Annotated in this window: 24 protein-coding genes; 7 read left to right on the top strand and 17 right to left on the bottom strand. The window is 60.6% G+C overall.

Going from position 1 to position 22,489, the window contains the following annotated elements:
* The first annotated feature begins 144 nt into the window (after window positions 1–144).
* From nadA to IM739_RS09375, 4 genes are all read left to right on the top strand, one after another.
* Complete coding sequence (gene nadA / locus IM739_RS09360) at window positions 145–1,224, top strand: quinolinate synthase NadA (protein ID WP_237370886.1); 1,080 nt, start codon at window positions 145–147, stop codon at window positions 1,222–1,224.
* A 31-nt stretch (window positions 1,225–1,255) separates the two neighbouring features.
* Window positions 1,256–2,848: an L-aspartate oxidase gene (locus tag IM739_RS09365; RefSeq protein WP_237370887.1), complete on the top strand. Its 1,593-nt coding sequence runs from the start codon at window positions 1,256–1,258 to the stop codon at window positions 2,846–2,848.
* A 20-nt stretch (window positions 2,849–2,868) separates the two neighbouring features.
* A complete protein-coding gene (gene nadC / locus IM739_RS09370; protein ID WP_237370888.1) occupies window positions 2,869–3,774 on the top strand; it encodes a carboxylating nicotinate-nucleotide diphosphorylase in 906 nt (301 codons plus the stop codon).
* Between the two features lie 243 nt (window positions 3,775–4,017).
* Window positions 4,018–4,611 (top strand): EF-hand domain-containing protein, encoded by a 594-nt coding sequence (locus IM739_RS09375; RefSeq protein ID WP_237370889.1) that lies wholly within the window; start codon window positions 4,018–4,020, stop codon window positions 4,609–4,611.
* Between the two features lie 397 nt (window positions 4,612–5,008).
* On the opposite strand, the gene IM739_RS09380 is transcribed toward IM739_RS09375, so the two are convergent.
* The 8 genes from IM739_RS09380 to IM739_RS09415 all read right to left on the bottom strand — a co-directional run bounded on the left by IM739_RS09380 (window position 5,009) and on the right by IM739_RS09415 (window position 10,106).
* Complete coding sequence (locus tag IM739_RS09380; RefSeq protein ID WP_237370890.1) at window positions 5,009–5,989, bottom strand: NUDIX hydrolase; 981 nt, start codon at window positions 5,987–5,989, stop codon at window positions 5,009–5,011.
* Complete coding sequence (locus tag IM739_RS09385; RefSeq protein WP_237370891.1) at window positions 5,986–6,522, bottom strand: tyrosine phosphatase family protein; 537 nt, start codon at window positions 6,520–6,522, stop codon at window positions 5,986–5,988. Before IM739_RS09385 ends, IM739_RS09380 begins: the two co-directional genes overlap by 4 nt.
* Window positions 6,519–7,148, bottom strand: a complete 630-nt coding sequence (locus tag IM739_RS09390) for an HD family hydrolase (RefSeq protein WP_237370892.1) — start codon at window positions 7,146–7,148, stop codon at window positions 6,519–6,521. Before IM739_RS09390 ends, IM739_RS09385 begins: the two co-directional genes overlap by 4 nt.
* A gap of 2 nt (window positions 7,149–7,150) precedes the next feature.
* The gene (ygfZ, locus tag IM739_RS09395; protein ID WP_237370893.1) at window positions 7,151–7,993 is read right to left on the bottom strand and encodes a CAF17-like 4Fe-4S cluster assembly/insertion protein YgfZ; all 843 of its coding nucleotides are present in this window, start codon (window positions 7,991–7,993) and stop codon (window positions 7,151–7,153) included.
* A gap of 99 nt (window positions 7,994–8,092) precedes the next feature.
* Window positions 8,093–8,851 carry a hypothetical protein gene (locus IM739_RS09400; protein ID WP_237370894.1) on the bottom strand — a complete coding sequence of 253 codons (759 nt, stop codon included), beginning with the start codon at window positions 8,849–8,851 and terminating at the stop codon, window positions 8,093–8,095.
* Window positions 8,852–8,871: 20 nt separating this feature from the next.
* Window positions 8,872–9,129: a hypothetical protein gene (locus IM739_RS09405; RefSeq protein WP_007600255.1), complete on the bottom strand. Its 258-nt coding sequence runs from the start codon at window positions 9,127–9,129 to the stop codon at window positions 8,872–8,874.
* A 98-nt stretch (window positions 9,130–9,227) separates the two neighbouring features.
* Window positions 9,228–9,680, bottom strand: a complete 453-nt coding sequence (locus tag IM739_RS09410) for a TIGR02301 family protein (protein ID WP_237370895.1) — start codon at window positions 9,678–9,680, stop codon at window positions 9,228–9,230.
* A gap of 3 nt (window positions 9,681–9,683) precedes the next feature.
* A complete protein-coding gene (locus IM739_RS09415; RefSeq protein ID WP_237370896.1) occupies window positions 9,684–10,106 on the bottom strand; it encodes an NUDIX hydrolase in 423 nt (140 codons plus the stop codon).
* A 146-nt stretch (window positions 10,107–10,252) separates the two neighbouring features.
* On the opposite strand from IM739_RS09415, the gene IM739_RS09420 reads away from it, so the two are divergent.
* Window positions 10,253–11,017, top strand: a complete 765-nt coding sequence (locus IM739_RS09420; protein ID WP_237371024.1) for an SOS response-associated peptidase — start codon at window positions 10,253–10,255, stop codon at window positions 11,015–11,017.
* Between the two features lie 19 nt (window positions 11,018–11,036).
* Here IM739_RS09420 and IM739_RS09425 read toward each other — a convergent pair whose 3' ends face one another.
* The 3 genes from IM739_RS09425 to IM739_RS09435 all read right to left on the bottom strand — a co-directional run bounded on the left by IM739_RS09425 (window position 11,037) and on the right by IM739_RS09435 (window position 12,958).
* Window positions 11,037–11,174 carry a hypothetical protein gene (locus IM739_RS09425; RefSeq protein ID WP_007600259.1) on the bottom strand — a complete coding sequence of 46 codons (138 nt, stop codon included), beginning with the start codon at window positions 11,172–11,174 and terminating at the stop codon, window positions 11,037–11,039.
* A 192-nt stretch (window positions 11,175–11,366) separates the two neighbouring features.
* Window positions 11,367–12,248: a CDP-alcohol phosphatidyltransferase family protein gene (locus IM739_RS09430; protein ID WP_237370897.1), complete on the bottom strand. Its 882-nt coding sequence runs from the start codon at window positions 12,246–12,248 to the stop codon at window positions 11,367–11,369.
* Between the two features lie 11 nt (window positions 12,249–12,259).
* Complete coding sequence (locus tag IM739_RS09435) at window positions 12,260–12,958, bottom strand: phosphatidylserine decarboxylase (RefSeq protein WP_237370898.1); 699 nt, start codon at window positions 12,956–12,958, stop codon at window positions 12,260–12,262.
* A gap of 247 nt (window positions 12,959–13,205) precedes the next feature.
* On the opposite strand from IM739_RS09435, the gene IM739_RS09440 reads away from it, so the two are divergent.
* The gene (locus IM739_RS09440) at window positions 13,206–14,492 is read left to right on the top strand and encodes a GGDEF domain-containing protein (protein ID WP_237370899.1); all 1,287 of its coding nucleotides are present in this window, start codon (window positions 13,206–13,208) and stop codon (window positions 14,490–14,492) included.
* A gap of 29 nt (window positions 14,493–14,521) precedes the next feature.
* Here the strand turns inward: IM739_RS09440 and IM739_RS09445 are convergent, their stop codons facing one another.
* Entirely contained in the window at window positions 14,522–16,408 is a 1,887-nt protein-coding gene (locus IM739_RS09445) for an ABCB family ABC transporter ATP-binding protein/permease (RefSeq protein ID WP_237370900.1), read from the bottom strand.
* A gap of 127 nt (window positions 16,409–16,535) precedes the next feature.
* Window positions 16,536–18,584, bottom strand: a complete 2,049-nt coding sequence (locus IM739_RS09450) for a LysM peptidoglycan-binding domain-containing protein (protein WP_237370901.1) — start codon at window positions 18,582–18,584, stop codon at window positions 16,536–16,538.
* 157 nt (window positions 18,585–18,741) lie between these two features.
* Here IM739_RS09450 and IM739_RS09455 point away from each other — a divergent pair, with 157 nt between their 5' ends.
* Window positions 18,742–19,362: a TIGR00730 family Rossman fold protein gene (locus IM739_RS09455; protein WP_237370902.1), complete on the top strand. Its 621-nt coding sequence runs from the start codon at window positions 18,742–18,744 to the stop codon at window positions 19,360–19,362.
* A 19-nt stretch (window positions 19,363–19,381) separates the two neighbouring features.
* On the opposite strand, the gene IM739_RS09460 is transcribed toward IM739_RS09455, so the two are convergent.
* The 4 genes from IM739_RS09460 to IM739_RS09475 form a co-directional block, all read right to left on the bottom strand.
* Window positions 19,382–19,711 (bottom strand): DHCW motif cupin fold protein, encoded by a 330-nt coding sequence (locus IM739_RS09460; protein ID WP_237370903.1) that lies wholly within the window; start codon window positions 19,709–19,711, stop codon window positions 19,382–19,384.
* A gap of 21 nt (window positions 19,712–19,732) precedes the next feature.
* Window positions 19,733–20,635, bottom strand: a complete 903-nt coding sequence (gene rarD, locus IM739_RS09465) for an EamA family transporter RarD (RefSeq protein WP_237370904.1) — start codon at window positions 20,633–20,635, stop codon at window positions 19,733–19,735.
* A 114-nt stretch (window positions 20,636–20,749) separates the two neighbouring features.
* On the bottom strand, window positions 20,750–21,370 hold the full coding sequence (locus IM739_RS09470; RefSeq protein ID WP_237370905.1) for a hypothetical protein: 621 nt from the start codon (window positions 21,368–21,370) through the stop codon (window positions 20,750–20,752).
* A gap of 200 nt (window positions 21,371–21,570) precedes the next feature.
* On the bottom strand, window positions 21,571–22,476 hold the full coding sequence (locus IM739_RS09475; RefSeq protein WP_237370906.1) for a LysR family transcriptional regulator: 906 nt from the start codon (window positions 22,474–22,476) through the stop codon (window positions 21,571–21,573).
* Between the last annotated feature and the right edge of the window lie 13 nt (window positions 22,477–22,489).

Below are 22,489 nucleotides of genomic sequence, written 5' to 3' on the forward strand. Positions count from 1 at the left end.
TGCCGCTGCAGCCGAACAAGCCTTTATGCAAACGTGCTTGCATTCCGAAGGGAAACTTCCTAAATCGGATTCGCCGGCAGCAGCCGGTTTTCTTTGGATTTTATTATGCTCAAATTGAGCATAATTATGGGAGGAGAGGCCGCCATGGAAGACGCAAATGCACTGAAGGCCGATACGGCCAGGGCATCGTCACGTACCGCCGCCGAGCGTTTCGGCGTGCTGGAGCGTCCTGACCTCAGCTATACCCCGGCCGTCGCCAAGGAAACCGCGCATCTCTATGACAAGGTGCGGGATTTCATTCCGGCAATCGAATGGCCTGTGTTCGCCCCCTATATCCATGCGATCAATCGTATCAAGAAGGAGCGTGGCGCGGTCATCCTCGCCCACAACTACCAGACGCCGGAGATTTTCCACTGCGTCGCCGACATCAAGGGCGATTCGCTGCAGCTCGCCCGCGATGCTACCCGTGTTGATGCGGAGATCATCGTCCAGTGTGGCGTGCATTTCATGGCCGAGACCTCGAAACTGCTCAATCCGGCAAAGACCGTTCTGATCCCGGATGGCCGCGCCGGCTGTTCCCTGTCGGAATCGATCACCGGCGCCGATGTCCGTCTTTTGAGACAGCGGTATCCTGGCGTGCCGGTTGTCACCTATGTCAACACCTCCGCTGATGTGAAGGCCGAGACCGATATCTGCTGTACCTCGGCCAATGCGGTTGACGTGGTCAACAGTTTCGACAGCGACACGGTCCTGTGCATCCCGGACGAGTATCTGGCGATGAACGTCGCCAACCAGACGACCAAGAAGATCCTGACCTGGAAAGGCCATTGCGAGGTGCACGAGCGCTTCACGGCCGACGAACTGCTCGAATACAAGCGCGCCGATCCCCGCATCGAGATCGTCGCGCACCCGGAATGCCATCCGAGCGTGCTTGCGGTCTCCGACTATGCCGGCTCGACCAAGGGCATGATCGACTACGTCAAGACGAATAGGCCGGCTCGCGTGCTGCTGGTCACCGAATGCTCGATGGCCTCGAATATCCAGGTCGAACTGCCCGACGTCGACTTCGTCAAGCCATGCAATCTCTGTCCGCACATGAAGCGGATCACCCTGCCGAAGATCCTCGACAGCCTGCTCTATATGACGGAGGAGGTGACAGTGGATCCGGCGATTGCCGGCCGCGCGCGCTTGGCAGTCGAGCGGATGATCAATTTGAAGAACTAGGAATGCCCGGCCGGCGCTGGGGGAGGCAGACATGGCAATCAATCTAGAATCGATGCGGCCGCAATCCTGGCAGGGGATCGACGACATCGTCATCGTCGGCGGCGGACTGGCGGGGCTGTTCTGCGCCCTGAAGCTGAGCCCGCGTCCGGTGACGATCCTGGCGGCAGCACCCATCGGGCAGGGAGCGTCTTCTGCCTGGGCGCAGGGCGGCATCGCGGCGGCCATGAGCCCCGGCGACAGTTTCGACAAGCATCTCTCCGATACGGTCGCCGCCGGTGCCGGGATAGTCGAAGAAAAGATCGCCCGGCTGATGATCTCGGAAGGCCCGGACCGGATACATGACCTTCTCGCCTACGGCGTGCCGTTCGACCGCGATCTGGAAGGCCATCTGCTGCTGTCGCGCGAGGCCGCCCATTCCGAACGCCGCATCGTGCGTGTGGCCGGAGATCGGGCCGGTGGGGCGATCATGGAGGCCCTGATCGCGGCTGTCCGCCGCACCCCATCGATCCGAGTCATGGAAGGTTATGTCGTCGAGGAACTCATCGCCGAAGGGCGCTTCGTCTCCGGTGTTGTCGCCCGCCCGGACGCCGGACAATCGAAGAGCCGCGTCGCCTTTCCCGCCCGTGCCGTCGTGCTGTGCTCCGGTGGCGTCGGGCATCTCTACAAGGTGACCACCAACCCGCCGGAAGCGCGCGGCACGGGTGTCGGCATGGCGGCGAAGGCCGGCGCGATGATCGCCGATGCCGAATTTGTCCAGTTCCACCCGACGGCCATCGACATCGGCCATTATCCGGCGCCTCTGGCAACCGAAGCCCTGCGCGGCGATGGCGCGATCCTGGTCAACAAGGCCGGCCATCGCTTCATGACCGACCTGCATCCCGAGGCCGAACTTGCGCCACGCGACATCGTTGCGCGCGGCGTCTTCGCCGAGGTTTCAGCCGGGCGTGGTGCGTTCCTCGATTGCACCAGGGCGGTCGGCAGTCATTTTCCCACGCAGTTCCCGACGGTCTATGCCTCCTGCATGGCGGCCGGCATCGATCCCGTCACCCAGCCGATACCGGTTGTGCCGGCGGTGCACTATCACATGGGGGGCGTTGCCGTGGATGCCGATGGTCGCACCTCGCTCGATGGTCTGTGGGCGGCCGGGGAAGTGACCTCGACCGGCGTGCATGGCGCCAATCGGCTGGCGTCGAATTCATTGCTCGAAGCGGTGGTCTTTGCCGGACGCATCGCCGATCATATCAAGGGACTGATGCCCGAGGCGACGCTGTATGAGTGGCCGAAAACGGCCGGTGAGAACGACGATCTGGTGACCGTCGAGGACAGTCCGCAACTGCGGACCCTCCGCCAGTTGATGAGCACCCATGCCGGCGTCATCCGCGACGGTGAAGGCCTGAAGACGCTGATCCGCGAAATCGCCCGCCTGGAACGGGAGAACAGCCGCGTACGCTTCAGCAATATGGCAGCCGTTGCAAAGCTGATTGCCGTCGGTGCCTTGCAGCGGACGGAGAGCCGGGGCGCACACATGCGCGCGGATTTTCCCGAAACAAGCGACGCCCAGCGTCATCGCACCTACATGACACTCAAGGATGCCAATCGCATCGTTGCCGAGATCATCGGCTGAGACAGGAAAAGGACAGCATCATGACCGGCAGCCTTCGTCCCGAACTCTCGCCGCTGATGGTTGACGATCTTGTGCGTGCCGCACTGATTGAAGATCTCGGTCGCGCCGGTGATATCACCACCTATGCGACGATCGGGCCGGAAAAGAGGGCTCTCGCCGCGATGAACAGCCGTGAGCATGGCGTGGTAGCCGGCCTGCCGCTTGCCCGCGCTGCCTTTCGCCTGCTTGATCCAGCGCTCCGCTTCGAGGCGCTTGTCGCCGATGGTGACCGCGTCGTGCCCGGCCAGCCGCTGGCGCGGGTCGAAGGTCCTGCGCGTGCGGTATTGTCTGCGGAGCGCGTCGCGCTGAACTTCCTCATGCATCTCTCCGGCGTTGCAAGCTATACCGCCCGTTTCGCCGATGAGATCGCCCATACCAGCGCCCGTGTGACCTGCACGCGCAAGACCTTGCCGGGACTGCGTTCTGTGGAGAAATATGCGGTGCGGCTCGGCGGCGGTTCGAACCATCGCTACGGCCTGGACGATGCCATCCTGATCAAGGACAACCACATCGCCGTGTCTGGCGGCGTCGCATCGGCGATCCTTGCGGCGCGTGCCTATGCCGGTCATCTGGTCAAGGTCGAGGTGGAGGTCGATGGGCTGGAGCAGATGCGCGAAGCACTGGCGGCCCGGCCCGATGCAATTCTGCTCGACAATATGACCCCGGACATGCTGCGCGAAGCGGTGGAAATCAACCGCAAGCACCACGGCCTGTCCGTGGAAGCCTATGCCGAAATCCCGGCCCGGATTGCCCTGGAAGCGTCCGGCAACGTCAATCTCCAGACCATCAAAGCCATCGCGGAGACGGGTGTCGATTACATCTCGACCTCGAAGATCACCATGGCTGCCCCGACACTCGACATCGGCCTCGATATCGAACTCGAATAATTTTGGTACCTAAAAGGACTATATTTGTCGATGTATCCTGCCGCCAGGTCCCAAACTGTTATTGCTTAATTAATATTTATCAATGTCTTGGCTGAATATTAGCAGTGTGATGCGCTACTTTTCAGGGGTGATTATTGGTTTTTGACGCCTCAGATCGAATCTCCTAGCCCGAAATCGTTCTCAGATTTTGTTTTTGCGTACTGCGGATACAAACATCGAAGCCCTTTTCATAAGGAGGTTTGTATGACGAGTATTACATCTATGTCGGGCAGCGGAACCGCTGGCTCAACTCTCTCTATTTCCAGCCTCGATACGAATGGCGACGGTGTCGTCAGCGCCGAGGAACTCGAAGCGGCCAAGCCTTCCCGAACGCAGGATCCGACGGTCGAGAGCGAAAATGCGGCGACCGGCATGGCCTCCCAACTAACCAGCAGCCTGATCACCATGCTGCTCGAGAGCCGTGCCGGCCAGGCGGAAGGTAATCACCAGCCGAGCGAGCATGCACGCGACCTCTTTGCCACCATTGATGCAGACGCCGATGGCACGGTGACGCAGGAGGAATTCGTCACTGGACGGCCTGCTGACATGAGCGAGGAAGAGGCGATCAGCCTGTTTTCTGCCGCCGACCGCGAGGGCCTGGGCTCTCTGACCGAGGCTCAGTTCGTTGAGGCTTTTGAGGTCAGCGGACCGCCAATGGCTGCGCCGCCGGTAGCAGATGCGCAATCCGGCGATGACGGCTCGACGATCAGTCTTCTCGACGTTCTCGACGAGATGCAGAGGGTGATCGACGCCTACCGAGAGAATGCCGACGTTTCGTCGGAAATCGATCCGGCCTGATAGCCAATGCCGGGCTGTGGCGGCAGTCCGGTATTCAGGCCGTCTTCGCCTCTGCGTCTTTGGATTGCCGAGGGAGGCTGACGGACGGAACGAAGCCGTTATGCGTCAGCTGCGGGAACGGAATGGAGTTTCCGTTCCCGTCGAAGGAGACCCTGAACGTCTTGGTCATCGCGCGCGACCCGGGCCAGGATCGAAAGCATTTGTCCAGTACCATCGGGTGAGATTGGTTGAACTGCCACCCACCTGCTCGACAAGGGCGGCACGTCCACGGTCGGACAGGGCAAGTCCTCCGCCATCACAGGGCGATGAAGGATGTCATCGGCAAACACTGCCGATCTCGACCATCACGTCATATCGTTGCTTTCAGAACGTTAGGTCGAGTGGGGGTGGCCTGCGGTCAGCCTCCAGCGCGACCGCCGAGCTTGAGACCAGGTGCCGGTCTTTCTTCGAGAATCTGGCGCCGGAAGCGAAAGAGCGCAGCGGGCCGTCCACCGGTTGCGGATTGCGTTGAGCCGGTCGGTTCGACCAGTTCGGCGCCCTCGACGAGCCGACGAAAGTTCTGCTTGTGCAGATGTCGGCCCGAAATCGCCTCGACGGTCGCCTGCAGGTCGGTCAGGGTGAATTCCGGCGGCATCAGTTCGAAGACCACCGGCCGATACTTGATCTTGCCGCGCAGCCGCGCCAGCGCCGTGGCCGCGATCCTCCGGTGGTCATGGCGCATCGGTATGCCGAGCGCGCTGGCGATCCGTCGGTCCGCCACGCGACCGTCCAGAACGGTCTCGTCCAGCATGCCTGCCTCGTAGAGCAGTTCATAGCGCTCCAGCACGCGCTCTTCATCGAAGGGGAAGTCATCGAGCCCGAAGGCAAGCTTCAGACGGGCCCGCCGCGCGATCGATGGTCCGCCGGCGGTAGCATGCACGGGGTCTTCAGCCCAGTGCTGGAGGGCCGGCAGAATGACCTGATCCAGAACCACGGGACGGCCCTGGCGCCAGTCCTCCCAGGGCAGATAGCCATACCAGTCGCGCCATTTTGCCCCGGACGCCTCCAGTCGCGCAGCCCGCTCCGTCTCCATGCGGGTCAGGGCCAGATAGCCGACCGAGACGACATGCGGCCCGCGATCGCCCGGCATCTTGTGCCGCCCGCGATCGCCGAAAGTGTAGAGTTGCTCGATATAGCCGAGATCGAGTGCAGTCTGGGCCTCGACCGTGTGGCGCAGCGACATTTCCATGGTCCGGTGCCGGGTCGGATCAAAAGGCCCAAACGGCAGGCCTTCCAGTGCATTGTGGTGTTCGCCGACGACCAGCAGACGCGGGCTGCGCCCTGCCATCGCGACGATAGCCGCATTGAGCCCGATCTCGATCTCGGCCGCAGCGCTCATCGGCTGATGGTTTCGCGCATCGGCAAAGGCAAGACAAAAGGCGTATTGCCGTCCGCATCGGCGCCGCGCCCGATCGCCTTGACTGCGGCGATCAATCGGCCGCCCCGGTCGAGCATCTCGTCGCCGATCTCGATCAGCAGCATGTTCGGCGTGGCAAAGGGCGAGGCCGCGCGCAATCTGTTGGCCAGATTCTCATCATCGTCCTCCGGGGCGACTGCAAGGCTCGCGATCAGGGCTGCGGCCGGCGAGCGCGACACGCCCATCCAGCAATGCACGATCAGCGGTGCCTGACGATCCCAGGACCGGGCAAAGTCGATGATCTGACCGACATGCGCCGCCTGCGGCGCGATCAGGTCGCCGGTGCCGGCAACCGTGATGTCATTGACGCCGAGTTTCAGGTGCCTGTCGGCACGGATCACGGCCGGCCGGTGGAAATCCTGATTGACCGCCAAGAGGCTGATCATTTCGCGCGCCTTGTGGCGAACGGCCGTTTCCGCGATGCGCGAGAGCGGCGAAACGACGATCAGGCTCATTTCGCCACCATGCCGACAGATGCGCGTTGCGCCTCCAGTGCCTCGAAGCGCTCCAGGAATTTCGCCTGGGCCTGGAAAGCGGGCAAGGGGTCGATCGCCAGCATGTCACGGGTAAAGCCGCGCGGCTGCCCGAAATACTTGCGCGCCTCGGCCTCGGAGAAGCCGGCAAGCACGGTCGCCTCGAAATAGGCGCAGACAATGTCGGCCTTCTTGATCTGATCCTTCAGTGCAGTCTTAGGATGCGCCGGAAGACCGAAACGCAGATGGATGGCGCCTTCGAGCCGCTTCTCGACAACCTTGTAGCCGCCGCCGACCACGGCCTTGAACGGCGAGATCATGTCGCCGATGACATATTCCGGCGCGTCATGCAGCAGGGCGACCAGCAGATCGTCCAATGTCGCCTTGGGGTTCGAGCGACGAAAGATATCCTCGACGATCAGGCTGTGCTGGGCGACTGAAAAGGCGTGATCGCCCGAAGTCTGGCCGTTCCAGCGGGCGACGCGGGCGAGGCCATGGGCAATGTCGGAGATTTCCACGTCGAGCGGCGAAGGATCGAGGAGGTCTAGGCGGCGCCCCGAAAGCATCCGCTGCCAGGCACGTCCCGAAACGGTATCGGCAAGCGCCATGCTCAGCTCTCCTCCGCGCTGCTCGGAAATGTCAGCGCGGTCCATGCGGGCAGGGTGACGGTGATCGGTGTCTGCCCGGCAAGAATCGCCACACCCCTGGCCATGGCCTCACCGGCCTTGTCGATGCGCAGGATCGCCAGTCCGCGTTGTCCGGCAACGGTGCCGAGCGTGCCGATCACCTTGCCATCGGCCGTCACGTCGCTGCCCGTTTGCGGCAGGGGACCGTCGCCCGCAACAATCACCGCGCGGCGGCGCGCCGTCGAGCGGTGATGCATGCGCGACACCACTTCCTGGCCAACGTAACAGCCCTTCTTGAACGAGACGCCGCCGGATTTGTCGAGCAGCACGTCATGCGGAAAGGCATCCTGCAGGACATAGTCGCTGCCTGATTCAATGACGCCGCTCAGGATGCGCAGGGCATCATAGGCACCGGCGGGGCCGGTTTCTCCGAGCCGGCCTGCAGTGCGGCGAACCTCTACACCTGCCAGGGCAAAGCGGTGGTCGGAAACGCCGGCTGCATCCACGGTATCCGCGCCCCAGGTCACGGTTGCGCCATTCTCGCCGAAAGCTTCGATCGCGACAGGTGCACGCAGCTTGTACATTGTAAGCCGACGGATCAGCGCATCCTGCTGATCGGCCCGGCTGTCGATCACCAGATTATCGGCGTCACGCCAGATCAGGAAGTCGAAGAGGATCTTTCCCTGCGGCGTCAGGAGCGCGCCGGGCAGCGCGACACCCGGCTCGAGGGCGGCAAGGTCCGTGGTGATCAGGTTTTGAAGAAAGGGCTCGGCATCCGGACCGCTGATCCGGATGAAGGCGCGGTCGGGCAGGAAAGCTGAAGGCATGATATGTCACCGCGATGAGTTCGATGCCGGAAGAGTTAAGAGCTGCAAGTCTAAACGACAAGCAGCCTCCGTCACAGCCCACAGTTTGACCATGGTCAATCAATCGCCTGCGGTGAAGAATTTCCAGCGACCGTCCGGGGTGATGCCGGCCCGGAAGAAGTTGTAGTTGCCGTATTCCTGCATTTCGGCGACATCGCCGGCGGTCACGATTCGCAGCAATTCGACTTTTTCGACCGGTGTCAGCTGCCCCAGTTGCTTGCCGGTGAAGTAGGGCCAGACATAGGCTTCATCCGGCGTGCCCTTGTCGAGATGCACGAAGCCGGTCGACAGGATGTCGAGAAGGATCGCAAGGATCTCCATGCCCTCGGGATCGCCCGACAGCGACTTCAATGTGTCGATGGGGTCCTTGTCGCTCCCTTCGAGCTGCACCTGGGTCTGGTCCGGACCCGGATTCATCAGCGGGCGCAGGCGGGATATATCGCCGGAAGTCGCAGCATCAATGATCAACTGGCGCATGCGGCGCACGGGTTCTGGCGCCTTCTCGATGTCGTAGATGATCTCTACCGGCGCAGCGTCGGGCTCAGGCGCAGCCGTATCCTGCTGGTCTGCCGGTTTGATCAGCGGATCGGGGTCCGGAATGGCGGGCGATGCATCTTCCGGCAGCAGTTCTTCCCCTTCATCGTCGATCTCTGGTTCAGCCGGGTCCGGCGCAGCCTTGTCGGCGGCTGGCGGGGTGATGTCCTTGATGTCGGAGAGCGCGAACGCAGGAAATACAGAGAAAATCGTCGCGCCAGTTGCCGCGAAAACGGTCAAGGCGCTCGTCAGGCAAAGAAGCCGGACCCGCGAAGCGAACGTCATGATGCATCCCTGATTAAGTATCACTGAACCCGGCGTTCGGGGGAAAACTCGCCGGCGAGCAGCCGGTCCTTCAGTGCGTCGAGAATGGCTTCTGCGCCATGTTCCCCGTGAATGCGAATGGTCTCGCGCATGGCCAGCGCAAACGCGGCGTCCGCGATGATTTCCGGCTCGATACCGTCTGCCATGCCATCGGCCCAGGCTTCATTCTGGTATTCCAGCGCGGCCTGCATCTTTTCGTGAACGATCATTTCGTCGATCTCGTTGCGGCGCGGTTCCATGGGCATTCCTCGAAGCACAATCTTACTCAGTCATTAACAACACTATCAGCCTTTTGCCAAAACGACACGGGCCACAGACAAAAGAGGTGAATTAATCGTTAATTTCCATAGCGGGCGGTAATTTCTGTGGCGAGTGTTGCGCCTTCGTTACGGTAGTTCTCCTCTGCCCGAACCGCAGCGGCAGTGCAAGAGGTGTAAACCGAGGCGAAGGAACGGTAGCCTCTGTTATAGGCAGCTGTCAGCCGTGCCCGCCGTTTCGGCTCGTCTTTCGTCTCGACTTCGATCAGCGCCTGGATCGCATCCCGCCATTCCGGCTCGCTCTGCTTGTTGCACAGATTACGCAGGTAATGCACGGCGCCGACGACTTCCGAAAGCCGCCCGAGCCTGCTGTCATAGGGGGTGGGTTTTTCCGGATCCGGCGCGTTTCGAATAATGTCCTCGATCGTGTATTGCGCAAACGCCGGGCTCGATGGCGCAGCGACGACCGCAGTTGCCACAACCGCGGCCATGGCTGGCCAAAGGGCCTTGCTGGCGATGTTGTTCAGCGCCATGGATCAGGCTTCCGACATGTCGCGAAGGGCGACCAGCCGCGCCACGCACTCACGCACGCTCGGCGGAACGGGGAGTTCGAAGATTTCGGCGGGCAGGAACCAGCCGGCCTCGACCGCGTCGCTTTCCGCCTTGGCGACACAGGTGTCGTCAGCCTCGACGCGAAAGACCGAGAGCAGATAGTGACTGCCGGCAACGCCCGGCTCAGGCAGCAGTTCTACTGTTTCGAACAGCTGCGGATTGCGCCCGATCACGCCGGTCTCTTCCTGAAGTTCGCGCAACGCCGTTTCCGCCGGTGTCTCGCCGGGCTCGGCACGGCCACCCGGAAAGGCGAACAGATTGGCTGCCGGCGGATTGCCCCGGCGCACGAGCAGGAAGCGCCCGGACCGTTCGACAATCGCTGAGGAGGCAAGACGAGCTTGGCTCATGGACAGGCATACTCCAGATGTCAGGCAGACGCGGCGGCGATCGAAAAAAGCGAAGCAGTGATGGCGCAAACTATCGCGGCTTTTGCCGGCGGCTGCAAGCTCTGCTGCGCCTTGACCGGTCCAATACAGGGTGCGATGACATGCCGATGTGTGGACGATACGCATTGATGGCGACAGCCGAAGAACTGATCGAACATTTCGGCCTGATGGAGGTCGAGGACTTTCCTGCGCGTTACAACATCGCCCCGACTCAGCCGATATTGATTGTCGAGCCCGCTCCGCCTGGCGAACGCGGCAGCAACGCGCCGGACCGAAAGGCGCTGCTGGTCCGCTGGGGCCTCATTCCTGGCTGGGTCAAGGATCCGGGCGAATTCACCCTTCTGCTCAATGCCCGCTCCGAGACCGCGATCGACAAGCCTTCTTTCAGGGCCGCCATGCGCCATCGACGTGTGCTGATCCCTGCATCCGGCTTCTACGAATGGCATAGGCCATCGAAGGAAAGCGGCGAGAAATCGCAGGCCTACTGGATACGTCCGAAACAGGGCGGCATCGTCGCCTTTGCCGGATTGATGGAAACCTATCTTTCCAAGGATGGTTCGGAAATCGACACCGGCTGCATACTGACGGTTGCCGCGAATCAGACGATCAGTCCGGTCCACGACCGGATGCCGGTGGTGATCGCGCGGCAGGATTTCACCCGTTGGCTCGATTGCCTCAGTCAGGAACCGCGCGAAGTGGCTGACCTGATGAAGCCGGCTGACGAAGATCTGTTCGAAGCGATCGCCGTCTCGGATCTGGTCAACAAGGTCGCCAATCTCGGCCCTGATCTGCAGACGCCGGTAACGCCGCGCTTTGAACTGCAAAAGCCCGCCTCGAAGAAATCCGATGGCGGGCAGATGAGCCTGTTTTGATCAGGAAAACGGGGGCCGCTTAGGCGACTTTTGGGGCCGGCTTGCGCTTCAGCATCAGCGCTGCAGCGATAACGGCCTTGAGGCCGATCGGCTGGTAGTTCGAAACCAGATTCTGGTTCGCCGGCTTTTGCTGCTCGGCTTCGTTCTGGGCTGTCATTGTCATGTTCCTCTGAATGTTTCCTGACCGCAGTGTTTGTTTTTTCGCTCTCTCTGCGGAGATCATGACAAAAGCGTGACCGAAGCGCCGACACAAATCAAATTTAAACAAAAAGGATACAATCAGCGAGCTTTGCTCGGAAAAACGCGCGATTTTAGCCGTGGTTTTCCCCGAAAACGCTGGAAACGGGGCTCAAACGCCCCGATCGATCTCACTCAGACCTTTTTCGGCTGTTTCCTCGCCAATCGTCAGCGTGCCATAGCGGCGGTGCCAGCTGCGTGCGCCGAAGGGCAGCGAGCAGAGATAGAGAATCACCGTGACGACAAGGACTTCCCAGGTGAAGCTCATCAAGAGGGCGACGTACAGCACCACGCCGAGGATCATCGGGAAGACCAGGTCACGGCGGATATGGCCGAAGCCGGATTTGCCCGACCAGACCGGTAGGCGGCTGACCAGCAGGTAGGCGATGATGATCGTATAGGCGGTGCTGGCATAGGCGAAGAGACCAACGGGTGCGACGCCGAGGAAGCCGAGATAGACCGGCAGAAGGACCAAAAGGGCACCGCCCGGTGCCGGCACGCCGACGAAGAACTCCGATTGCCAGGGGGCCTTGGTTTCGCGCTCTGACATGACGTTGAAACGCGCCAGTCGAAGCCCGGCCGCGATCGCGTAGATCAGCGCCGCGATCCAGCCGAGCGAACGGGCCTGGTCGAGCACGAAGACATAAAGCACAAGGGCAGGGGCCACGCCGAAATTGATGATGTCGGCCAGCGAATCCATCTGCGCGCCGAATTTCGACGTCGCCTTCATCATCCGGGCGATGCGCCCGTCGATGCCGTCGAGGAAGGCGGCTGCAAGCACCATCGCGACGGCCAGTTCGTAGCGGTTTTCAAACGCCAGCCGGATGCCGGTCAGTCCGGCGCAGATGGCCAGCACCGTGATCAGGTTCGGCACGACCAATCGCAGGGGGATTTCCCGAAGCCTTGGGCCACGGGCACTGTTGTCCGACTGATGGGACAAGCCCGGAGCGGGCGCCGCTCCCTGGTTGCCGGATGTCTGGTCTGACGTTTCCATCGGCGCGTCCCTTAGCTGCGGCGGCTGACGACCGGACCCTTGGCCGAACCGAATTCGGCAATGACGGTTTCACCGGCAATTGCTGTCTGTCCAAGCGATACCCGCGGCTCGGCGCCGGCAGGCAGGAAGACGTCGAGGCGCGATCCGAAACGAATGAGGCCGAAGCGCTCGCCGGCATCCAGCGGTTCGTTCGGGTTGGTCCAGCAGACGATGCGACGCGCGACGAGGCCGGCGATCTGCACGACGCCGATATTGCCGTGAACCGTCTCGATCACCAGTCCATTGCGTTCGTTCTCGACGCTTGCCTTGTCCAGCTCGGCATTCAGGAAGCTGCCTTCCTTGTATGCAATGTTCGTTACCCGTCCACGCACCGGTGCGCGGTTCACATGGCAGTTGAACACATTCATGAAGATGGTGATCCGCAACAGCGGTTCGGAGCCCAGCTGAAGCTCTTCCGGCGGCACCGACATCTGGACAGACGACACCCGACCATCTGCCGGGCTGATGACCAGATCATCATCCTGTGGCGTCACGCGTTCGGGATCACGGAAGAAGTAGGCGCACCAGAGTGTCAGTACCAGACCGACCCAGAAGAGCGGGTTCCACAGCCAGCCAAGGACCAGCGAGCCGACGAAGAATGCCGCGACGAAGGGATAGCCCTCCTTGTGCACGGGCACGATCGTCTTGCGGATGGTTTCGAGCAAATCCATGGAATCCTCAGTCTCTTGATAAAGTTCGCTCGCTGAGTACCGCGAAAGCGGGGCGCGGGCAATGCTGACGGGCCAATCAGCCCATCAAAAGGCCGCCTGCGGCATTTGGCATCGGCCCAAAATAAATCGGGGTGTTTATGAACTATAGCGACAATCTATCAATAATTGCTCCCTAAAAAAGGGGAGGCGAAGATATGAAATGCATGCGCGTCGTCGCCAGGCGCGTTGAATGACATGGATGAAATTGTTGAATTTAGCCAGAAGACCTGAGCTTTCGGACGCATCAACCGAGACCCTGAGTGGCCTTTACTGGTATGCCGCCGATGGCGAACCCGTACCGCCAGAGCTGGATGTCGCACCGATAATCATACACGATATCCGGACCGTGGAGGCGCATGCGGTTCTGCTTCTGCCGGTCCGTCCCGATACCACGGGACCTGGTCCTGGCCAAATCCGTGCGCTTCACGGGCAGGACATCTATATCATCGCCGTGTCACAGTTGCCGGTGAGCCTCGCCCGCCAGCAGCAGCTTTATGCGGAAGGCGCTGACGACGTCCATGTGCTGGAAGGGTGCGTGGCAATGTTTGCCTGTCTCGCGCGCGCCAAGCGCCATTTTGAGCGATCGCATGGCGCCGAGACGAAGCGTCGCGATCTGAAAGCGCAATTGGACATCCTGCAGGATGCACTCGACCATCTGCCGACGCCGATCTACCTGAAAAACATCAATGGCTGGTATCAGGCCTGCAATACGGCCTTTGCCAACCTTTTGAGCCGCCCGCGCGAAGAGGTCATAGGCCACCGTCTGGAGGAACTCGCCCCGGCGGAAACGGCCGAAAAGCACGAAACGTCCGACGCCCGTCTTCGCGAGCTCGGTGGCTTGATGTGCTATGAGACCGATGTCTGCCTGCATGACGACGATCAACGCTACGTCATGTTGCACAAGGCACTGGTCTCCGATGAACATGGCAAGCCCTGCGGAATTGCCGGCGTCATGATCGATATCACTGAGCGCAAACGTCTCGAGGCACGGCTGATGAACGCCGCAGAGCGTGATCCGCTGACGGATGCCTACAATCGCCGAAAGTTCTTTGAACTTGCCGACCAGGCAATCAGCGACGCGGTCGCCCACGGCGATACGCTGTGTGTCGCGGCTATCGATGTCGATAATTTCAAGTCGATCAACGACGAGTTCGGCCATGCCGAAGGTGACATCACGCTGTGCTCGATCGTTGATATCCTGCGCACGCACGAGACCGAAGGCGTGATCGTGGCGCGTGCTGGTGGCGAGGAATTCTTCGTCTTCTTTTTCGGCGCGGCTGCTGCCCGGGCAGAAGAAATCCTGCAGGCGATGCGCACCGAGATAAGCCAGTATTGCCAGATTCGGACCGCGGTCGGGCTTGCGGGTACGATCAGTGTCGGCATGGCGGCCTTTGATCCGGCGGCCGAAAATATCGACCGAGCCCTGCGCCGCGCCGATGCAGCACTCTATCACGCCAAGCACCATGGTCGAAACCGCCTGAGCCGCGCCAGATAGGGGCGGTCTCGGGCGGTTTCCCGCTTTGCTCAGATGGCCGGCGGGCGCCGTACGACCACACCCAGTTCGTCGCTTTCGCGCACCTGGCGCAGGTGTTCCTCGGCCTGTGTTGCTTCCCTCTGACGGTTCCACATCGAGGCATAGAGACCGTTTTGCGACAAAAGATCGCTGTGGCTTCCGCGTTCGGCAATTTCGCCGCCCTTGAGCACGATGATCTCGTCGGCGCCGACGACCGTCGACAGCCGATGCGCGATGACCAGCGTCGTCCGGTTTTTCGACACGATGTCGAGCGCCGACTGGATCTCATGTTCGGTTGTGGTGTCGAGCGCCGAGGTCGCCTCGTCGAGGATCAGGATCGGTGGGGCCTTCAACACGGTGCGGGCAATCGCCACGCGCTGCTTTTCGCCACCCGACAGCTTCAGGCCGCGCTCACCCACCATGGTGCCGTATCCATCCGGCAGTTCCTTGATGAAGCGGCCGATCTGGGCGATTTCAGTTGCCTGTTCGATGTCGGCGTCGCTGGCGTCGGGCCGGCCGTAGCGGACATTGTAGGCAATCGTGTCGTTAAACAGCACGGTGTCCTGCGGCACCATGCCGATGGCGCTGCGCAGCGATTTCTGCGTCACGTCGCGCACATCCTGGCCATCGATGGTGATTGAACCCTGCTGCACGTCGTAGAAACGGTAGAGCAGGCGCGAGATCGTGGACTTGCCCGCCCCGGACGGGCCGACCACGGCGACGGTCTTGCCTGCCGGAACCTCGAAGGAAATGCCCTTGAGGATGGGGCGTTCGGGATCGTAGTGGAAATGCACATCGTTGAACGCGATCGCACCCTGGCCGACGGAAAGCGCCGTGGCATCCGGCTTGTCGACGACTTCCGCCTCGACTTCGAGAAGATCGAACATCTGCTCGATATCGGTCAGGCCCTGGCGGATTTCGCGGTAGACGAAGCCGATGAAATTGAGCGGGAAGGACAATTGCATCAAAAGCGCGTTGACGAAGACGAAGTCGCCGATCGTCTGCTGGCCGCTCTGCACCGCCAGTGCTGACATCACCATGATGACGGCAGTGCCGACGCCGAAGATCACACCCTGGCCGAAGTTCAGCCAGCCGAGCGAAGTCCAGACCTGGGTCGCGGACTTTTCGTAACGCTCCATCGACTGGTCGAAGCGCTTGGCTTCCATCTCTTCGTTGCCGAAATATTTGACCGTCTCGAAGTTCAGCAGAGAATCGATCGCCTTGGTATTGGCATCGGTGTCGCTGTCGTTCATCGCCCGGCGGATGCCGATGCGCCAGTCGCTGGCCCGAATAGTGAACCAAATATAGGCCCAGACGGTGAAAGCAGTAATGGCCAGATAGGAGAAGCCGTAGCTCCACCAGAAGATGGCAGCCGTCAGCAGGAATTCGATCAGCGTCGGAATGGAATTCAGGATGGTAAAGCGGACAATGGTTTCGATGCCCTTGGTGCCGCGTTCGATGATCCGCGACAGGCCGCCGGTCTTGCGCTCGAGGTGGAAGCGCAGCGACAGCTGGTGCATATGCACGAAGGTACGGTAGGCAAGCTGGCGCACGGCATACTGGCCAACGCTGGCAAACAGCGCGTCACGCAGCTGGTTGAGCCCGACCTGGGCGATGCGGGTCAGATTGTAGAGGACAACCAGCACGACCGCGCCCAAGAGGAAGGTTGGCAGTAGCCCGACCATGTCGAGCTTGCCGTTCAGTGCATCGGTCGCCCATTTGAAGAAGTAGGGCACCAGGATCAGTACGAATTTCGAGATCACCAGGAAGACGGTGGCCCAGACGACCCGCATCTTCAGGTCCAGTCGGTCCGAAGGCCACATATAGGGCCAGAGGTTGACCAGCGTATCCATCGGATTGCTGGAATCCGCCGAAACGGTCTTCTTCTTCGTTGCCATTGGCCGAGCCCCGCCGTGATCGCGCATGCAGATAAAAAGCGGCGACCCCTTGGGGCCGCCGCTTGGCATCACATAAGTTCTGTAGCTGCCGATTGCAATGATCGGCGAAGGCGAGTGCGCTGAACGCTCAGTTGACCGCCTTGTCGTGAAGCCGCTTGCGGTGGATTTCCTCGGCGTTCGGCAGCGCCTCCGACGGAACCGTGAAGATCTGGCCGGGCTCGATACGATCAGGATTGCTGATCTGCTCCGCATTGGCGAGGTAGATCGTGGTGTAACGCACGCCCTGACCGTAGAGGCGGCGCGAGATCTGCCACAGCGTATCGCCACGGCGGATGATCACGCTCGACTTGCTCTCGGCCAGAGGTGCCTGCTCGATCACCTTCGGTTCGCCGGAAGTGCTTGTGGCGGTCTCGGTGGCCGTTGCCGGCGTGGTGATGACGGGTGCATCCATCGCCAAGGCGGGAGCTGGAAGCGGTACGGCCAACAATTCGCGGATCATGCCGAGGATCTTCGGCAGCGCTGTGCCAAGTCCGCTGATATCGCCGGGCTTTATCGCGCGCAATGCCGCCAGCGCTTCGCGGGCCCTGGTGGCACTCTTTGCGACCTGCTCGGACAGTTCCGCCGGCGCGGCAGCGGTCGGCCGGAAATCGATGATCGACTGCAGGCCAAACTCGGTTGCCGATCGGGCCGCGGCGACCTGTTCCAACACCGGAACCTTGCCATCGGCAAACAGGCCTTCGAGGATGGTGAGCCCCTTGGTCAGAGCCATGCGCAGGCGCTCGAACTCGGCGAGGTCTGGGCCGGCCTTTGCCGCGGCATCATCGGCGCCCGGCGTCTGTGCCACGACGGAGACCTGCTCGCCCTCAGGCCGTTCGAACGGCACGGAAGCACGTACGATCACCTTGCCGGCCGTATCGAGCAGTTCCACCTGGATGATGTGGCTGCCGACGGAAAGCTTCACTTCGCCCTCGATGATAAAGTTGCCGCTGGCATCAGCAGCAATCTGGCCGATCAGCGTCTTGTCGGCAAAACCGCGCACGGTCGAGCCGGCCGGAGCCTTGCCGGCGACGAAAATCCTGTCACCCTCGATTTCGACAGCGCTGACCTGAACTTCTGCAGCACCGGTTACCGGTGAGGCCGCGGTGCTCGGATCGGCAGAAGCAACGTCGGTGGAGGCGACTGCCGGTGTCGCGCCGGACAGGTCTGCCGGTGCTGCAGGTGTTGCCGCGCTGCCCGCCGATGCGGTCGCGGCCGGGAGCCTTCCCTGCGTGGCGGTCTTGCCCGAAGGCGCTGTCTGGCCCGGAAGCGTGATCAGCCTGCTTGCTTCGCCCGGCTTCGAGACCATTGCCAAGAGTTCGCCCTTGCCACCCTCTGGCACTGAGATCGTTGCGACCTCGTCGGAAGTCACGACCTTGCCATTCAGATCGGTCGCCCGCAATTGCAGCGAATGATCACCGGCGGCGAGCGGATTATCCAGCACGGCGGCGAAATCGCCGGTGCCATCGACGGTGAGCGATGAGATCACCGTGTTGCCGTTGACGATTTCGACCTTGGCGCCCGGTGCGGCATTGCCGGCAATGACCGTCGAGCCATCCGGCTCTACGCGCAACACGTCAAAGCGCGGCAATGCGGATCCGGCATCGCTCGGCGCTGCTGCCGTCTCGACAGGCTTGCCGAGCAGCGCATCCTTGATCGAGCCGATCATGCCGGCCGCCTTGGCCGGATCGGCCGGCAGCTGCTGGATGATGGCCAGAGCCTTCGCCGCATCCGCCTGCGCAGTCTTCAGTGTCTCGACGATCTTCGCGTCCAGTCCGTCCGGAATGTCGATCGCGGCAAGCGCCGTAATCGCAGCCTGGGCAAGCGTCTTTGCCGCGCTATAGGCTTCAACGCCTGGTGTCCGGCCGTCGGCAAACAGGGTCGAGATGCCATCCACTGCCTTGACGGCCTCGGCCTTGAGGCGATCCATCTTCTCGCTGGCGACCGCGGCGATGTCGCCGGCGACAGTCTCGGCTGTTGCAGAGGCCTGGTCGGCGATTGCTTTTGCCGCATCGGTAGCCGCCGTGACCGACGGCCCCGATGTATCCGTCGGATTGAGGCGCGGCATCACGACAAACACCATCAGCATGGTTGCGATGGCAAGGACGAACAGGACCAGCCAGAGGGCGCGGTTCTTCATATCAACGGTCTCCTAGCGGTAAATCCGCCATATCCATTGGAATTGCTAGCGTTATCCGATGTCTAGGACAAGCGGCGGCATGTGATTCTGGCCGAATGCACAAGGGTTTTTAGCCAAATTTGTTGACCTGACCGGCGGCAAATAGTCTTTTGTGGGTATGACAGAGCATAACTCCACGATTCGATCCGTTTGCGTTTATTGCGGCTCTCAGCCCGGACGCGATCCCGCCTTTATGGAAGCCGGCCGCCAGTTGGGCCGATCGCTTGCAGAAAACAACATCCGCCTGATCTATGGTGGTGGCACCAAGGGTATCATGGGTGCCGTCGCCGCGGGCGTTCTGTCCGCCGGCGGGCAGGTCACAGGCATCATTCCCGAATTCCTGGTCGACATGGAGGCGACACGCCATTCACTCGGCCAACTCAGCGAACTCATTATCACGCAGGACATGCACGAGCGCAAGCATGCGATGTTCGAGCGATCGGATGCTTTCGTAACGCTTCCGGGCGGCATCGGCACGCTTGAGGAGATCGTCGAGATCATGACCTGGGGCCAGCTCGGCCGGCACGCCAAGCCGATGGTCTTTGCCAATATCAACGATTTCTGGAAGCCGATGCTGGAACTGATAGACCACATGTCGGCGGCCGGCTTCATCCATACGGCGCACCGCGTCCGCCCGCTGGTTATCGATGCGGTGCCGGACATCGTTCCCGCGATCATCGATCGCTGGGCCATGAGCGCCAATCCCGAAGGTGAATCGGCGATCATTTCCAAGCTCTGAGGCTTGGGGTCGCGTGGTATCAGTCGACGATGAAAAGCTTTGCGCCGACCGCAGTCGATGAGCGATGCGGTTCGGCCTTGTCGGCAACCTGATAGCTCATGCCCGGCTTGAGAACGAAGACGCGCCCGTCTTCAAGCTCGGTTGTGAGTTCGCCTTCGAGGCAGAGCAGGATATGGCCTTTCACGCACCAGTGGTCTGCCAGATAGCCGGGCGTATAATTGACGATGCGCACCCGGATGTCGCCGAAGTGGCGCGTCTGCCACGTCGCCGAGCCGGTCTCGCCCTTGTGCTCGGTCTTTTCCACGCTGGCCCAGTCGGTCGTTCCGAACGGTATGTCGGCAATTTTCATTGATTGTTTCCGCAATGAGGCTCAACGCGCGCGGTAGTCGCGCAGCATTGACCAGGAATAGATGAACAGCGCAGCCCAGATGAGCGGGAAGGCGATCATTTTCGCCGTGCCGAAGGGCTCCTTGAAGATGAATACCGCGATCAGGAAGATCATCGTTGGGGCGATATATTGCATGATGCCGATGGTCGATAGCTTCAGCAGCTTTGCACCATTGGCGTAAAGGATAAGCGGGATCGCGGTCACCAGGCCGCTCGAGGCCAGAAGCACGGTATCGCTGGTATTGGTGCCGAAATGCGCTTGTCCGGTCATCGCCAGATAGATGACGTAGCACAGCGCAAACGGCGCCAGCAGCAGCACTTCGAGCAGGAAGCCCTGGTTTGGCCCGATCGGAAGCGTCTTGCGAAAGAAGGCGTAGAGCCCCCAGGACAAGGTCAGGCAAAGTGCCACGATCGGCAGGCGACCGGCATCCACCGTCAGGATGACGACGGCGACAACGACAAGGGCAAGTGCCGCGATCTGCGCGGATTTCAGCTTTTCCTTCAGCAGGACGGCACCGAGAAAGACCGAAAACAGCGGATTGATGAAATAGCCAAGCGCCGTATCCAGCGCATGGCCGGCACCGATTGCCCAGACATAGATGCCCCAGTTGATGCTGATCAGAAAGGCGGTGACGGCGGCCATGCCCAGCATGCGCGGGCTGCGGAAGGCGAGTTTCAGATCGTCCATGCGTCGAAGTGCGAGCAGGATCAGGCCGGCGACGGGAACAGACCACAGAATGCGGTGGGCAATCACTTCTGTCGGAGAAATATGCCCGACTGCCTTCATGTAGAGAGGCAGGAAGCCCCAGAGGAAATAGGCGGAGAGGGCGAAGAGAAAGCCGTTCAGGCTGTCCTTGTTCTCGGCGGGAGCGGTGAGGTCGGCCATGGTATTTCCTGACGTTTTTTATGCTTCGAAACGGAATTACGCCTGCCGGTTGGCGCACGCAAATTCATTTCCGTGAAGCGTTTTTCACGCGAGGTGATATGAGTCATAAATGGGCTATGGAACCACCACGACGGGTGGACCTTTTGGTACAGCCTGTTGGCTTGAATTTGCTCCAGCATCCAAGCCTATGGCGGGCCGTGCAGGTGTCGGTGGGCAGTTGTCATTAGTCAAAATACACCAGTCTATCAAAGTGCTGGCGAAAATAAAAAACGACAAAACGGTGATTAAGAGCGAAATAGAAGTTAGAAGCCGTGCTCTCCGAAATAAGTAACTCATTTTTTTATTTTGTTCTGATATTAATTCTGATGACTTTACAAAGTTTTCCTCAATGTAGGCGGAAAAGTGATCCTGCCATATTTCAGGAAATCCATTTTTTAGTGAAGTTTTATGTTGATAAATTGCCGTTGGATCGCCGGGAACAAAAATTTTATCAGCCTGAAATCCTAAGAACGTCAGGATTGCTGCCGAAAATATTAACGCCAATGACATAAGACAAAGAACTTGAACGAGCTCTGAATCGAATGAGTTGCCAGAATCTGTATTCGTTAGAAGGTATATCGTTCCCGCGATCTGAAGCGCTATTACGTTTATCAGGGTTTGGCCCTTGTCGCTCAAGTGCTTTCGCACTTCAAAATGTAGAATAAAAATTTCCTGCCAAAGCGAACTAGAGCTCATATTGACAACCTCCGGGTCAAATCATCCTCTAATTTTATAAATGTATATGAAGTAGATATCTGTATAAAGCTTTTCTGAAGAAAACATTCAGCGAGGAGATTTGTTTCTGTCGCCGTGAAGCACTCCCAGAGCACTCGCCCTGTTAGAAATAGCGTTGCGGGACAGACGACGAGACGTAGGAACTCCACTATTTTGGTGTCTCAGGAAACGCGCCCATGCTCGGCGAGGAAGTCGAGCATGACCCGGATACGCGCCGGCAGGTGGCCGCCCTGGCCGACATAGACGGCATGGAACGGCTCGCTGCGCCTTGTGCGCGGATCATCGAGTACGGTGACCAGCCGGCCGGCCTTCAGGTCTTCTGTCACGGTGAAGCGGGCAAGCTGCACAAGACCGGCACCGCCGATGGCGAAATGCCGGAGCGCTTCGCCGTCGCTGGCACTGAGACGACCGGCCACGGGCACCTGCACGATCGTATCGCCTTCTGGCGCGGACCAGTCGCGATGCGCCCGTACATAGCCGAACCCCAGCCGGTTGTGTCGCTCCAGTTCTGATGCCGTTTCCGGCACGCCGTGGCTCGCCAGATAGGTGGGCGACGCGACAATGACGAGGGGTGTGTCGCCGAGTTTGCGCGCGACCAGGCTGGAATTGGGCATGACACCGGCGCGGATGGCGATATCGGCCCGCTCGGCCAGGAGGTCGACGACAAGATCGGTCTGGATCACCTCGACCGAGATGCCGGGATAGAGATCGAGGAATTGCGACAGTATCGGTGCCAGCACATGCGTGCCGTAGGCAGCACTGGTATTGATCCGGATGAGGCCTCTTGGATCGTCAAGATCGGCGGCAATGCGTTCGGCCTCCTCGATATCAGCCAGAATGCGCACGGAGCGTTCGTAGAAACTTCGGCCCTCCGCCGTCAGCAGCAACTTGCGCGTTGATCGATTGACAAGGCGCGTGCCGAGCCGGGCCTCGAGCCGTGCAACCAGCTTGCTGACAGCCGATGGTGTCACGCGGAAGAAGCGGGCCGCCGCCGAGAAGCCGCCTTGTTCCACCACCTGGACAAAGACTTCCATTTCGCCGGATCTGTTGATGTCCTGCCGTGCCACGATGTGAATTCAA

The organism is Rhizobium sp. SL42 (assembly GCF_021729845.1).
Classification (GTDB): domain Bacteria; phylum Pseudomonadota; class Alphaproteobacteria; order Rhizobiales; family Rhizobiaceae; genus Allorhizobium.